The sequence below is a fragment of the Acinetobacter indicus genome (genome assembly GCF_009914475.1).
In the GTDB taxonomy this organism is placed as follows: Bacteria; Pseudomonadota; Gammaproteobacteria; order Pseudomonadales; family Moraxellaceae; genus Acinetobacter; species Acinetobacter indicus.
The window spans coordinates 224,607-237,605 of record NZ_CP045198.1 but is presented as its reverse complement, the minus strand read 5'-3'; the positions used below and the strand labels follow the sequence as shown (position 1 = coordinate 237,605).

Sequence of the window (12,999 nt, the reverse complement as noted above, 5' to 3'; positions counted from 1 at the left end):
GTTCATTTGTTGTGATGAATATCAGTGTAACCGCGCTCTGGCTGCGGGTCATTGCCCACAAAGCCCAGAAAATGATTGAAATACTGTTCCGTTATGCGGGTATCAAACTGGGTGCCGAGTTTTTCCAGCCGCTTATAGCCAAGCTGGGTAGTCAGCTGAATCACCCCGGTCAGGGTTTTATCGACCATAAAATTAAACTTCAGCATTTTCTTTGGCTCGCGGACCAGACTGGTCACGCCCTGATCGACAATCTGGGTAAAAGCCCGAAAGGCTGGCTGGATATAGGCACTATTGCCCTGCCGGATTTGTTCGACACAACCCAAGGTTTCTTTAATCAGCACATTATCGACCGGATAGGCCACATAGGCCTGCCCCTCTTTTTCATAGGTTTTCTGTTGCAGATAATTCACCATCGGCACCAGACGGTCATTGCCAAAAAATGACACCGACCATGGCATATATTTTTGCACGGTATCCATCACCTGCTGCACAATCTTTTCCGATTCACGGTCGGGCGAGCTGCTGGTCCGGGCAATTTCACCAAACACCTGATCGACAATTTCACAGGAAATATGTGACAGCACCTCGCCTAAAGGCTTGGCCAGACTGTGCGGATTACCCTGGTTAAACTGTTGATGTAACTGCTGAAAACGCTGATAGGTAGCGGGGCTTAATTTTAGTGCGATTGAATAGGTCATTGTTGTTCTCGCTTTTTTTCGTCGTTGTTCTGCGAACTTTGCGCATTGTTATTTGCCTACATCATACGACGAGTAAGTGCAGATGCCAATTGCTTAAACAAGCCAATGATTCAGGCTGCCTAAGTCGCCATTTTTTTTGCTACAATAGATGCAATTTTTTATCTACTTTTGATCTGTTCGAACTATGACTGATTCAGCGCAAAATATTGCTACAACTTACGATCCGACCGAGATCGAGAAAAAATGGTACCAAACGTGGGAAGAGCGCGGTTACTTCAAGCCGTCTGAAAAAGGCGAGTCTTTCTGTATCATGATTCCGCCACCAAACGTCACCGGTAGCTTGCACATGGGTCATGGTTTTAACAATGCCATCATGGATGCATTAACCCGTTATAACCGTATGTCAGGTAAAAATACCTTATGGCAACCGGGTACCGACCACGCAGGTATTGCAACGCAAATGGTGGTAGAGCGTCAGCTCGGTGCGCAAGGCATTAGCCGTCATGACTTGGGCCGTGAAAAGTTCATCGAAAAAGTATGGGAATGGAAAGAACAATCTGGCGGTAACATTACCCGTCAAATCCGTCGTTTAGGTTCTTCTGTCGACTGGTCACGTGAACGCTTCACCATGGATGAAGGTTTATCAAACGCAGTGAAAGAAGTGTTTGTAAAACTTCACGAAGAAGGCTTGATTTACCGCGGTAAACGCCTGGTGAACTGGGACCCTAAACTGCAAACTGCTCTATCTGACCTAGAAGTTGAGTCTGATAAAGAAGAACAAGGTTCACTCTGGCACTTCAAATACTTCTTTGAAGATAAGTCACTTCGCACGCACGATGGTAAAGATCACATCGTGGTTGCAACCACGCGTCCTGAAACATTGTTGGGTGATACAGCGGTTGCGGTTGCCCTTGATGATGAACGTTATGCGCACTTGGTCGGTCAAAATATCATCCTGCCAATTACTGGTCGTGCGGTTCCAATCGTTAAAGATGAATACGTTGATAAAGAATTCGGTACCGGCTGTGTAAAAATTACCCCTGCGCATGACTTCAATGACTATGAAGTCGGTAAACGCTGCGAATTGCCAATCATCAACATCTTCAACAAAAATGCTGAAGTGTTGGCTGAGTTTGAATACATCGCGAAAGCGGGCGAGCAAATTTCTAAAACCATTCCTGCCCCTGCAGACTACATTGGTTTAGAGCGTTTTGAAGCACGTAAAAAGTTAGTCGAACAAGCAGAAGCTGAAGGCTGGTTAGACCAAATTCAACCATACACCTTGAAACCACCTCGCGGTGACCGTTCAGGTGTCATCGTTGAACCGTTATTGACGGATCAATGGTATGTAAAAATTGCACCGCTTGCGAAACCTGCGATTGAAGCGGTTCAAGACGGTCGTATCAAATTCGTGCCTGAGCAGTACAGCAACATGTACATGGCGTGGATGAATAATATTCAAGACTGGTGTATCTCGCGTCAATTGTGGTGGGGTCACCGTATCCCTGCTTGGTACGATGCAGAAGGTAATGTTTACGTGGGTCGTAACGAAGAAGAAGTTCGTGCGAAAAACGGTATTGCCCCTGAAGTTGAATTGAACCAAGACGAAGACGTATTGGATACATGGTTCTCTTCTGGTCTTTGGACATTCTCAACTTTAGGTTGGACAGGTGACGAAGCGAAAGACAAAGAAAACTATTTCTTAAATACTTTCCACCCGACTGATGTATTGGTGACAGGTTTTGACATTATCTTCTTCTGGGTTGCTCGTATGATCATGCTTACGATGCACTTCATGAAAAATGAAGATGGCACGCCACAAGTACCATTCAAAACTGTGTATGTACACGGTTTGGTACGTGATGGCGAAGGTCAGAAGATGTCTAAATCTAAGGGTAACGTGCTTGACCCATTAGATTTGATTGATGGTGTTGATCTTGAAACTTTAGTACAAAAACGTACCACAGGTTTGATGAATCCGAAACAAGCAGCGAAGATTGAAAAATCGACCCGTAAAGAATTCCCTGAAGGGATTCAATCTTACGGTACAGATGCAGTTCGTTTCACCTTCTGTGCGCTTGCCAACACAGGTCGTGACATTAAGTTCGACATGAAACGTGTTGAAGGTTACCGTAACTTCGCCAACAAAATCTGGAACGCAACCCGTTTCGTGATGATGAACTGCGAAGAGCAAGTGATTGGTCAAGACGTTCGTCAAGACCTTTGGGAATTGCCTGAGCAGTGGATTGTCAGCCGTCTACAAAAAGCGGAAGCTGCGGTTCAACAAGCCTTTGCGACCTATCGTTTAGACTTGGCTGCACAAGCGATTTACGAGTTCATTTGGAATGAATACTGTGACTGGTATGTCGAGCTGACGAAACCGGTTCTGAATGACGAAAACGTATCGGTTGAACGTAAAGCTGAAGTGCGTCGTGTGCTTCTTTCTGTAATGGAAGCCTCTTTACGTTTGGCACATCCGTTGATGCCTTACTTAACAGAAGAAATCTGGCAAACACTTGCGCCGAAACTCAACATTTCTGGCGAAACGATTATGCTCGCACAGTACCCTGTTGCTGACCAAGCATTAGTGAATGAACAAGCTGAAGCAGATATGCAATGGCTGCAAGGTTTGATTGGTGCGGTACGTAACATCCGTGGTGAAATGGGCCTAGGGAATGCGCGTTTGTTGCCTGTTCTTCTTCAAAACACCACTGATGCAGAAAAAGCGCAGATTGCTCGTATTGAACCATTGTTTAAAGCCTTGGCTAAAGTTGAAAGCATTACATTCTTAGCTGATGGCGAACAACCACCATTGTCTTCTTCATCTGTTGTCGGTCATGTGTCTGTATTCGTTCCAATGAAAGGTTTAATTGACCCTAAAGCGGAATTGAGTCGTCTACAAAAAGACTTAGACAAGGTTCAAAAGCAGCATGACCAAATTGCCACTAAACTTAGCAATGAAGGTTTTGTGGCGAAAGCACCTGCTGCTGTGGTTGAAGGCGAGAAAGTGAAACTTGCTGAGTTTGCGGATCAGTTAGCGAAGATTAAAGCGAATATGGAGCAAATTGCAGCGCTTTAATGTATTGTTAGTTTGATCTAATTTATAGTATAAAGGGCTGATTATTCAGCCCTTTATTTTTAGAGTCAAACGGCTTTGTTGCATAAATATGTAAGCATCTGATTTAAATAAATTTAATTTTGGATCAAAAAATAATCAAAACTTCTAAAATCATATAGTTATGAAATCTTTGTGCAACAAAGCCGAGTCAAACTAATCTATATCCCCAAGAGTATTCAATTATCTTATCCAAAAAACGATTATCATCATCAGATAACTTGTGTTTGTTACCAAATTTAATTTTGAATTCTTTTAAAAACTCTTGTGTGATTCCCATAAAATATTTTGGCAACTCAAAATGACTTAAGTTTCTTAATAAATCATCTTGACCATATAATTCATTCAATAATTTTCTTACTGCCTCCAAAGTTTTCTGTTGCTTGAAGAATGCTTCATTATTTTCGTCGATTAACTCAGGATCAATTTCAACAAATGTTGTTCCATGTGCCAATATATTTCTTAAACTAAATAAGATTCTGATTTTATTACAAATATCAGGATTAACTTCTTTATTAATATTAAATTTTAAAAATCCTATATAAAAATTAAATAATTTCTCAATCCCACCTTCATTTTCTAATTTAATAAGAAAAGTGTCTAATATATTTTCATAGGGAGATTTACCTGTAGCACCCCTTCTTAAATTTTCTTCAATATGTTTATTAATTTCCTGTCTTAAATTTTGAGATAAAATATATCGTAAAGCACCTTCTACTATTGCAGCATTTAGTGAAAGTAATGGGAAGTTATACACATAATTATCTATTATTTTTTCTTCCTTACAAAATACTTTCAAGTAACTCTCGCTAAATCTATCATCAGTTAATTTTGAGTTTTCAGGCTTATTTTTTCTATTATGTAATATAGCTAATTCCTCATAACTTCGTAGTAATACTTGATGTGTAGCTAGATTCAAATACGACATTATTTTCCCTATATAAAATTAATATTCAATCCTCTTGATTATACACTCACCCCAACTCTCACCCATAAGGAGAGCGAACGTCATTTGATTTAATGCCAATATGAATTTCAAAATCGAGTTCCCTCTCCTGAACAAGTTTTAAAGCACTGCTTTAAAACAAAGCGCAAGTGAGGGGTAGGGAGAGGTCTGTTTTAGTTCAAAACATCTCTACCACAAATCTTCTAAAACCATATCCGTCCGCCCCAACTCATCATGATTCCGATAATGTACAACGGTTAAACCCAAAGCCTCTAAAAACTTGGTTCGTGCAGCATCATATTCAATAGCATCATCTATTCCATGCTGTCCACCATCTACCTCAATCACCAAGCCAATTTCATGACAGTAAAAATCTAGAATATAAGGTTTGATCACATGCTGACGACGAAATTTAAGATTCATAAATCGTTTGGCGCGTAGAAGTTGCCACATTAAATGTTCTGCATCGGTGGCAGTGTGACGCATGGATTTGGCGAAGGCGAATAATCAGCGGGTTAAAGTGCATAAAAAAGCATCGTCAAAATGACGATGCTCTGAATGACAATCAATGCTAAAAATTACTCAAATGACCAACTAAATGCTCTGCTTTTCAGTAAAATTTTTAAGTAATCAAAATCCTTATAATCATTTAAACGCTTTTCATCTCTTAACAGTTTTGCTTGAATATCTGCTAAATCGCGTTGATATTTTTTTATCAAATCAACAGGTTTAAAACGCTGTTTGTAAAAACCAGAGCCGATCCAATCAAATGAATAAATAATATCATCTATTTCAAATTGCAATTTCTCTACTTGCTCTTCCAACAATAAATTATAAGATTTCAAATGCTCATTCGCGATTTTTGTTGCCTGTTCCTGATCACCTTGCGCTGTAAAAACACGCAATTTCAAAAGAGTAAGCAAATCTTTTTCCTCTAATGCAGCATTTGCTTGCTGTAATAATTCGGTTTTTTCAATGCGCTTTTGTTCATCTTGCTCTCGATCAGGGTGAATTAAGGCAGCAATTTTTGAATAAATGCTTTTTAGAGATTGCCCTGCCATTTTTTTCGCTTCTTCAAGCTGTGTTTGCTTCTTTAAAATTTTCTTTTTTTCCTTTTCAACAAACTTTTGATATTCATCACGCTCATCTTCATTAAGCTGATTTTGAATAAAATTTGCTTCTTCTCGATCTAATTTATCTTTTACTTTTTCCATAAACGCGTCGAGATTATTGAGATCCAAATCAAAGTCAAGCCAAGCTACGGGTACCCCGATTTGGTCTGCTATCATTTCTTTTATGGCTTGTTTTTGCATCATTTCATCAGCATCATGCGCTTGATGCGAATGATCATTTACATGAGAGCTGACTTCTTCAGCATCAGCACTTTCTTCTATCAGCTCATAATGTTGAGCAATGATAAGCGTCAACTCATGTTGTTGTTCAGAAAGATTCGGATTATTAAGCAGCTGACTCGCTAAAATTGAAATTTTTTCATCTAAACGCACTAAATATGTTTTTGCGATTTTATGCGTATTTTTATATTGCCAAAGCGTCTCTAATTGAGCGAACAAAACGTGGTGCCACTGACGATATAAAGGTAATAGCTCATCTCTTGCATCCTCTTGAACTTGTTTTTGCGTTTGTTGCCAGTCCGCCAATACCATTTGTAATTGCTCAATTTTTTCAAGCAACCGATTAAACTTTTTTTGTTGTGCCGATAATTTTTCACTCGTTTGATAAATGCTTAAATCTAAATTGCTCATTCACTGACTTCAACGCTAATCTTAATTTCTGTAATATTTTAGCATAATGAATAGCATACAAACTTTTTGCTTAGTTCAAAAAAACTATATTCTTTACAAAACCCCATGCTCCAACAACATCCCTAGCCCACTCTCTTTCCCCATAAAACTCAGCCGTTGCTTCTCCGCTTTTAACTGATGCTTCACGTTCGACACATCCGCATCAATCTGTTTATACAACTGCTCAATATTGAGTTGCCCTTTGGACTTTTGCACCGCAATTTTGGCTTTATTTGACCATACAAGCGAGTTAATCAATTCCTGCATCTGCTGTTTTAAGGACTGGCTTTGTGCTTCTAACGCCTGTTGGTAAAACTTGAATTGTTCTGTGCTTAAACCTTTGTTTGAACCGTTTTTACTTTGCTCAACTTCAAGCTGAAGTTTCAGTAAAAAGAATAAATCTTCCTGTTCGTATGCTTCATTGGCACGTTGTAAAAGCTCGGTCTTTTCCTCTTTTTTAGCTTCATCGGGCTCACGATCAGGGTGAATGATGGAAGCAATCTTGAGATACACAGTTTTGAGTGATTGATTCACCATCTTTTCAGCTTGCGCTTGTTTTTCTTGCTGACGTTTTAACTTGGCTTGCTCACGTGCTTGTTGGTATTGATCATTATTCCAATCATGAACTACTCGGAGCTAAAGCAACCGAGTTTCCGTAGTGCAACCTAAGTTGCACACATCTCTTTTGACGCTTCATTGGTACTGCGAAAAAGGGCTTTAACACCCTTAGTCGTCTTACGAACACCTCTGCGCCCACTAGATGACAAATGATTGTCATCCAACAGCGTTCCACTGTCTAAAATTAAATTAATCGCCCTGTTCTTAATAACAACTGATGCATTGTGATCTGCATTGTCAATGTGTCCACAACTCACGCATTTAAACTTGTCTTGGCTTTTGCGATTGTCGGGGTGAGTGTGACCGCATAAAGCGCACTCTTGACTTGTATAAGAAGCATTGATGGTAAATACCGCTTTACCTAGCTTAACTGCTTTGTAAGCTAGGAATGATGCAATTCTATGCCAACCCACGTTCAGGATAGATTTGTTTAAGCCTGCTTTGGCTTTAGCCTTATTAGGAATAAATCGACCTGATTCATCGATCTTTGGTAAAGGCTTTTTAGTCATGCTCTTGGTATTTAATTTTTCAAAGATAAATACCTTAGCTAAACCATTAACTAGGCTATGACTTGTCTTATGAGCAAAGTCCTTGCGAATATTGGCTTTCTTAGAGTGATGCACCGCAATTCGATGTTTAGTCTTAGCTCTTCGGTTTGAGCCTTTTACTTGTCGAGCGAGTTTTCTTTGTAGTCGCTTAATGTAGCGATCTGCTTTTGTTAAATGATTCTTTTGTTCTTTAGAGAAATCAAATTCTTCATAGCCTGCATGAACAGGAATGGTGACACCACGATCTATACCAACCACTATTTTTTGTAGTTGTTCTTCGTCCATGCCCTGCAAATGATCTAACTGTCTTTTGGCGTATTTTTTAGCATCGAATTTCTTACCGTCAAACTCTTGAATCTCAACACCATCTTCATAGCAGAAAGAAACGAAATATTGACCACGCTCTTTGCGAATATAAAGGGATTTCGGTTCTTTGAAGTTAGCATGAGCCTTAAAACTTAATGAGCCTATATTAAATTTTTTACCACCGATATATAGCTTGCGCTTATTTCTTTCCGTGCGAAACTCGAATAAATCAGAGGTTAAATGAATCGAACCTTTATCTGTCTTCTTTTTACGTTTTGGTCGCCCACATAAACCTTTAATAGATTTTTTGAGTGTGTTGTACCAATTAACGGTTGAGTTCTTTTGTATTGTACTAGGGCAGTTTGCAAGCCATGAACTAATCTCATCTGATTTAAAGTGAGCGTATTTTTGATCTTGGGTTTCATAATAGTGATCAAAAGTTGCAAACTTACGGGCAAATCCTCGAAAGTATTTATCCTCATCGCATTTGGCATTCCAAACGAAACGAGCACAACCCATCCACTGACTTAAAATCAGCTTTTGATGTTGTGTTGGGTATGCTCTTAATTGGATGCCTGTTAGCAATTGAAAAACCTCTAGGTGTTGAGGTTATTTTAGCTTAAAATAAGGTTAAAGTAAATCTAGTATGAGGATAAGATGTACGAGTGGAGAACAGGTAGATCATGCATTTATAAAAACATTGTTCATTTAGTATTTGTTACGAAATACAGAAGAGATGTATTAACAAAAGACATGCTTTCCTCCCTAAAAGAGATTATGGAAGAAACCTGTTTGCAAATGGATTGTGAGCTTATTGAGTTTAATGGTGAAGATGATCACATCCACCTGCTTGTAAGTGTTCATCCAAAGCACTCAGTTTCCAACCTAGTTGGAAAACTGAAAGGGAAAAGTTCTTATGTTTTAAGGCGTTCATTTTGGGATGAAGTTAAGGAAAAACTATGGGGCAATCACTTTTGGTCGCCTAGTTACTGCGCTGTATCCTGTGGTGGCACAAGTTTGGATGTAGTGAAAAAATACATTGAAGAACAAAGAACACCAACGTCAGAAAAAAATGCTAAAAAGTCCATGTCATTAAAAAAGAGCTAACTCGCCCTTAAAAGAGCGAGAATGCGCTCTTAGTGAGAGCGTTGAAAAACCTCTAGGTGTTGAGGTTATTTTAGCTTCAAGCACTATGTTTGGCATGGTTTTCAGCGCAAAAGGCATAGGGAAGATAAAAGCAAAAGAGAAATTATACCTGATTTATGTGAAAGTATTTTTTGACTCATCTCAGTAAAACTGAAGCAAAGCAAAATCCTGAGCAAATAAGCCTTAACATTACATGGCTTCAGATCAGGTAATTTTTTGAATTAACCAAGTCACTCAGATCATTGCAGTTCATTACGCAACTATAAACATTCAGCCGCCACAATTCATGCATAGTATCAGCAAAGACCAACACATTATAAAAAGGACATTCACATGGATTGGGCCAGTATTTTTATTCATGACACCACCTGGGCTTTTGCTGCTGAAATTAGCGTGCGTGCCATCCTCATGTTCAGCATGATCATTATCTTTTTACGTCTGACTGGAAAACGTGGTGTGCGCCAGCTGTCAATTTTTGAACTGGCGATTATTCTATCGCTGGGTTCAATTGCCGGCGACCCGATGTTCACCGAAGATCTGCCGCTGATTCAGGCCCTGCTAATCATGAGCATCGTGATTTTCCTGTATCGTCTGGTGACCTGGTTAATGATGAAATACCAACCCTTTGAAGATCTGCTGGAAGGTAAGTCACTGTATATTGTCGAAGATGGTGAGCTGGTCTTAGAAAAGATTAAGCGCGGTAAAATGTCGCATGATGAATTCTTTGCCGAAATGCGCCAGCAAGGGGTCGAACATCTGGGACAGGTACGGGTCGGTTTACTCGAAAATGATGGCAAGTTTAGCATCCTGTTTTTTTCCAATGATCAGGTGCGTTACGGTTTGCCCCTGTTTCCCAAAGCCTGTCAGGAAATTACCGAAGTCAAACCGCATACCCATTACGCCTGCGTATACTGTGGCTATACCGATTTTTTGCAAAGTGCCGAGCAGATCTGCCCGCGTTGTGACAGCTGTCACTGGACTGAAGCCATCAATACCCTGCGGGTAGATTAATCGCGTGTTTTAAATCTCTGTGCCGGTTCATCTACCTTCGCCTAACTTCTTATCTCAACTTTGGTCATATCTTGGTCTTTAATGGCCCAAGACTGGCACAGTTCCTGCTGTATTTTATTCATGCTTTTTGCTGCTATTTATCTAAAAAGTGGTTATTTCATAACGATTTATCATTAACAAAACGGTTAAAAATTTCGCTTGAGCAATGCTGAAAATCTCGCTTAAGATGAAGCTATGCCGTTGTGCAGAGATAATTAAAACAATCTCATTTGCTTCATTACCTGATAAATTAGTTCCAGGATTGGAATTGCCATGAATAACAGCAAATGACCAATAATCAATACAAAAGGAGTTTTGTACATGACCTCTAAACACACCCTCACCTCCCTGTTTTGTGCCAGCGCATTCATGCTTGGCCTCAGTGCTTGTAGTGACAATAAAGCTCCAGCTGATGCCAATAGCAACACCAATGCCGCTGCCTCGAGTTCGGGCACCTTAGACAAAATCAAAAAGTCCGGCACCATTGTGCTGGGTTATCGTGACTCATCCATTCCCTTCTCCTATATTGCCGATACGCCAAATCAGCCGGTCGGTTATGCGCATGACCTGCAACTGAAAGTGGTGGAAGCGCTAAAACAGAAACTGGAGATGCCAGATCTGAAAATCCGCTACAACCTGGTCACCAGCCAGAACCGGATTCCACTGGTTTCTAACGGGACAGTCGATTTAGAGTGTGGCTCGACCACCAACAATCAGGAACGCCAGCAGCAAGTCGCTTTCTCGGTCGGTTTCTTCCAGGTAGGTTCACGTTTACTGACGGCCAAAGATTCCGGCATTCAGGATTTTGCTGACTTAAAAGGCAAGAAACTGGTCACCACCGCCGGCACCACCTCTGAGCGTTATATCCGCCAGCATGAAAAAGAACTCGGTATTGGCGAAATTATTTCAGCCAAAGACCATGCCGAATCGTTCCTGATGCTACAAAGTGGCCGCGCCGCTGCCTTTATGATGGATGATATTCTGCTGGCCGGTGAAAAATCCAAAGCCACCGATCCAGACAAATGGGTAATTGTCGGCACGGCACCAATTCAGGAAATTTACGGCTGTATGCTGCGTAAAGGCGATGCTGAATTTAAACAGGTGGTAGATGATGCCATTAAAGCCACCTATAGCTCCGGTGAAATCAACCAGATGTATAACAAATGGTTCCAGCAGCCAATTCCACCGAAAAACATCAACCTGAACTTTGAGATGTCCGATCAGCTGAAAGACCTGATTGCCAATCCACACGATCGTGATCAGTAACACTCCAACATAAACCGGCTCAGGTAAACATGGATGCTTTACCTGAGTTTTTGAGGAGGACGTATGAATTATAGTTGGAACTGGGGTGTCCTGTTTCAGTCGACCGGCATTGGCGACAGTACCTATCTGCACTGGATTCTCGCCGGTCTGGGCTGGCTGCTGGTGATTGCCATTGTGGCCTGGAGTATTGCCATGCTACTGGGCAGCATTTTGGGGATTATGCGAACCCTGCCCAGCAAAACCGCCCGCACGATTGGCACCGCCTATGTCACCATTTTTCGTAATGTACCGCTGCTGATCCAGCTGTTTATCTGGTTCTATGTGGTGCCCAATTTCCTGCCAGCGCCCATCAAAAGCTGGTGGATGAATGATCTAGGCGCGCATACTTCAGCGCTGATTTCAGCCAGTATTGGACTGGGACTGTTTACCGCGGCACGGGTCTGTGAACAGGTGCGCACCGGTATTGAAGCCCTGCCACGCGGACAGATCAATGCCGGTTATGCCATGGGTTTTAGTACCGCGCAGTTATATCGCTATGTAATTTTGCCGCAGTCATTTCGCACCATTTTGCCGCCGTTAAGCTCGGAGCTGACCAACTGCGTTAAGAATACCTCAGTCGCCTCTCTGGTCGGGGTGGCTGAAATTATCTCGCAAATGAAAACCATCAGTGAGTACACGCAAAACACCATTGAAATTTATACCATTGTCACCGTTATTTTTATTGTGATTAATATTTGCCTGATTCAGGGCATGAACCTGCTGGAAAAACGTTTACGTGTTCCCGGCCTGATTGCAGGAGAAAAATAATGGAATGGCTCACTGCATTTTTAAATGATTTACAACTGTCGGGGCCAGCGCTATGGCATGGTTTTACCATTACCTTAAAAGTGCTGGTCATGGCGACCATTGGCGGTATTCTAATTGGCACCCTGCTGGCGTTAATGCGCCTGTCTTCTATTCGCGTGCTAAACCTGTTTGCACAAGGCTATGTCAATCTGTTCCGCTCGATTCCCCTGCTGCTGGTGCTAATGTGGTTCTATTTTGCGGTACCGTTTTTCTATACCGCCCTCACCGGGAATTACCTGACCATTGATACCGCGCTGGTGTCGAGTATCGTGGCCTTTATGCTGTTTGAAGCAGCTTACTTTTCCGAAATTGTCCGTGCCGGGATTCAGTCCATTCCCAAAGGCCAGACTGCGGCTGCCTATGCGCTGGGCATGACTTATGGCCAGTCGATGCGGCTGATTATCTTACCGCAGGCCTTTCGCAAAATGACCCCGCTGCTGTTACAGCAGACCATCATCCTGTTTCAGGACTCCACCATGGTTTATGCCATTGGCCTGCTGGATTTCTTCCGTACCAATTATGTCCGCGGCGATTTAATGGCGCTGCTGACCCAATATATTCTATTTGCCGGGCTGGTGTATTTTAGCGTGAGTTTAATCGCCACCTATGCAGTGAAAAAACTACAAAGGAGGCTGACGGTATGACCGAACCCAAGATT

Annotated in this window: 12 protein-coding genes and 1 pseudogene; 6 read left to right on the top strand and 7 right to left on the bottom strand. The window is 41.4% G+C overall.

Going from position 1 to position 12,999, the window contains the following annotated elements; all coding sequences use genetic code 11:
• Positions 1-2: 2 nt before the first annotated feature.
• Positions 3-698, bottom strand: a complete 696-nt coding sequence (locus tag GA693_RS01615) for a hypothetical protein (RefSeq protein WP_005176074.1) — start codon at positions 696-698, stop codon at positions 3-5.
• Between the two features lie 184 nt (positions 699-882).
• Here GA693_RS01615 and GA693_RS01610 point away from each other — a divergent pair, with 184 nt between their 5' ends.
• Positions 883-3,777 carry a valine--tRNA ligase gene (locus GA693_RS01610; RefSeq protein WP_075174406.1) on the top strand — a complete coding sequence of 965 codons (2,895 nt, stop codon included), beginning with the start codon at positions 883-885 and terminating at the stop codon, positions 3,775-3,777.
• A 187-nt stretch (positions 3,778-3,964) separates the two neighbouring features.
• On the opposite strand, the gene GA693_RS01605 is transcribed toward GA693_RS01610, so the two are convergent.
• From GA693_RS01605 to GA693_RS01585, 5 genes and pseudogenes are all read right to left on the bottom strand, one after another.
• Entirely contained in the window at positions 3,965-4,741 is a 777-nt protein-coding gene (locus GA693_RS01605; protein WP_104473729.1) for a hypothetical protein, read from the bottom strand.
• A 207-nt stretch (positions 4,742-4,948) separates the two neighbouring features.
• Positions 4,949-5,245: an endonuclease domain-containing protein gene (locus GA693_RS01600; RefSeq protein WP_075174403.1), complete on the bottom strand. Its 297-nt coding sequence runs from the start codon at positions 5,243-5,245 to the stop codon at positions 4,949-4,951.
• 92 nt (positions 5,246-5,337) lie between these two features.
• Positions 5,338-6,522 carry a molecular chaperone DnaJ gene (locus GA693_RS01595; protein WP_075174402.1) on the bottom strand — a complete coding sequence of 395 codons (1,185 nt, stop codon included), beginning with the start codon at positions 6,520-6,522 and terminating at the stop codon, positions 5,338-5,340.
• Between the two features lie 93 nt (positions 6,523-6,615).
• A pseudogene (locus GA693_RS01590) lies at positions 6,616-7,191 on the bottom strand (molecular chaperone DnaJ); the annotation flags it as partial.
• 35 nt (positions 7,192-7,226) lie between these two features.
• The gene (locus GA693_RS01585) at positions 7,227-8,618 is read right to left on the bottom strand and encodes an RNA-guided endonuclease InsQ/TnpB family protein (RefSeq protein ID WP_016658436.1); all 1,392 of its coding nucleotides are present in this window, start codon (positions 8,616-8,618) and stop codon (positions 7,227-7,229) included.
• Positions 8,619-8,690: 72 nt separating this feature from the next.
• Here GA693_RS01585 and tnpA point away from each other — a divergent pair, with 72 nt between their 5' ends.
• Together tnpA and GA693_RS01575 are read left to right on the top strand one after the other, a co-directional pair.
• Positions 8,691-9,140 carry an IS200/IS605 family transposase gene (tnpA, locus tag GA693_RS01580; protein ID WP_016658435.1) on the top strand — a complete coding sequence of 150 codons (450 nt, stop codon included), beginning with the start codon at positions 8,691-8,693 and terminating at the stop codon, positions 9,138-9,140.
• Positions 9,141-9,512: 372 nt separating this feature from the next.
• Positions 9,513-10,190, top strand: coding sequence for a DUF421 domain-containing protein (locus GA693_RS01575; RefSeq protein WP_016659883.1), 678 nt, complete (start codon positions 9,513-9,515; stop codon positions 10,188-10,190).
• A gap of 141 nt (positions 10,191-10,331) precedes the next feature.
• On the opposite strand, the gene GA693_RS01570 is transcribed toward GA693_RS01575, so the two are convergent.
• A complete protein-coding gene (locus tag GA693_RS01570) occupies positions 10,332-10,565 on the bottom strand; it encodes a hypothetical protein (protein ID WP_127801117.1) in 234 nt (77 codons plus the stop codon).
• Here GA693_RS01570 and GA693_RS01565 point away from each other — a divergent pair.
• From GA693_RS01565 to GA693_RS01555, 3 genes are all read left to right on the top strand, one after another.
• The gene (locus GA693_RS01565; RefSeq protein WP_104470415.1) at positions 10,551-11,495 is read left to right on the top strand and encodes a transporter substrate-binding domain-containing protein; all 945 of its coding nucleotides are present in this window, start codon (positions 10,551-10,553) and stop codon (positions 11,493-11,495) included. The genes GA693_RS01570 and GA693_RS01565 overlap by 15 nt on opposite strands.
• Positions 11,496-11,558: 63 nt before the next feature.
• Positions 11,559-12,302 (top strand): amino acid ABC transporter permease, encoded by a 744-nt coding sequence (locus tag GA693_RS01560; RefSeq protein WP_005176049.1) that lies wholly within the window; start codon positions 11,559-11,561, stop codon positions 12,300-12,302.
• Positions 12,302-12,985 (top strand): ABC transporter permease subunit, encoded by a 684-nt coding sequence (locus GA693_RS01555; protein WP_005176046.1) that lies wholly within the window; start codon positions 12,302-12,304, stop codon positions 12,983-12,985. Before GA693_RS01560 ends, GA693_RS01555 begins: the two co-directional genes overlap by 1 nt.
• Positions 12,986-12,999 lie beyond the last annotated feature (14 nt).

What these genes read in the sequence shown, in the direction of transcription:
- GA693_RS01615 (WP_005176074.1), bottom strand. Translation starts at nt 698, where the DNA reads ATGACCTATTCAATCGCACTAAAATTAAGCCCCGCTACCTATCAGCGT.
- GA693_RS01610 (WP_075174406.1), top strand. Translation starts at nt 883, where the DNA reads ATGACTGATTCAGCGCAAAATATTGCTACAACTTACGATCCGACCGAG.
- GA693_RS01605 (WP_104473729.1), bottom strand. Translation starts at nt 4,741, where the DNA reads ATGTCGTATTTGAATCTAGCTACACATCAAGTATTACTACGAAGTTAT.
- GA693_RS01600 (WP_075174403.1), bottom strand. Translation starts at nt 5,245, where the DNA reads ATGCGTCACACTGCCACCGATGCAGAACATTTAATGTGGCAACTTCTA.
- GA693_RS01595 (WP_075174402.1), bottom strand. Translation starts at nt 6,522, where the DNA reads ATGAGCAATTTAGATTTAAGCATTTATCAAACGAGTGAAAAATTATCG.
- tnpA (WP_016658435.1), top strand. Translation starts at nt 8,691, where the DNA reads ATGTACGAGTGGAGAACAGGTAGATCATGCATTTATAAAAACATTGTT.
- GA693_RS01575 (WP_016659883.1), top strand. Translation starts at nt 9,513, where the DNA reads ATGGATTGGGCCAGTATTTTTATTCATGACACCACCTGGGCTTTTGCT.
- GA693_RS01565 (WP_104470415.1), top strand. Translation starts at nt 10,551, where the DNA reads ATGACCTCTAAACACACCCTCACCTCCCTGTTTTGTGCCAGCGCATTC.
- GA693_RS01560 (WP_005176049.1), top strand. Translation starts at nt 11,559, where the DNA reads ATGAATTATAGTTGGAACTGGGGTGTCCTGTTTCAGTCGACCGGCATT.
- GA693_RS01555 (WP_005176046.1), top strand. Translation starts at nt 12,302, where the DNA reads ATGGAATGGCTCACTGCATTTTTAAATGATTTACAACTGTCGGGGCCA.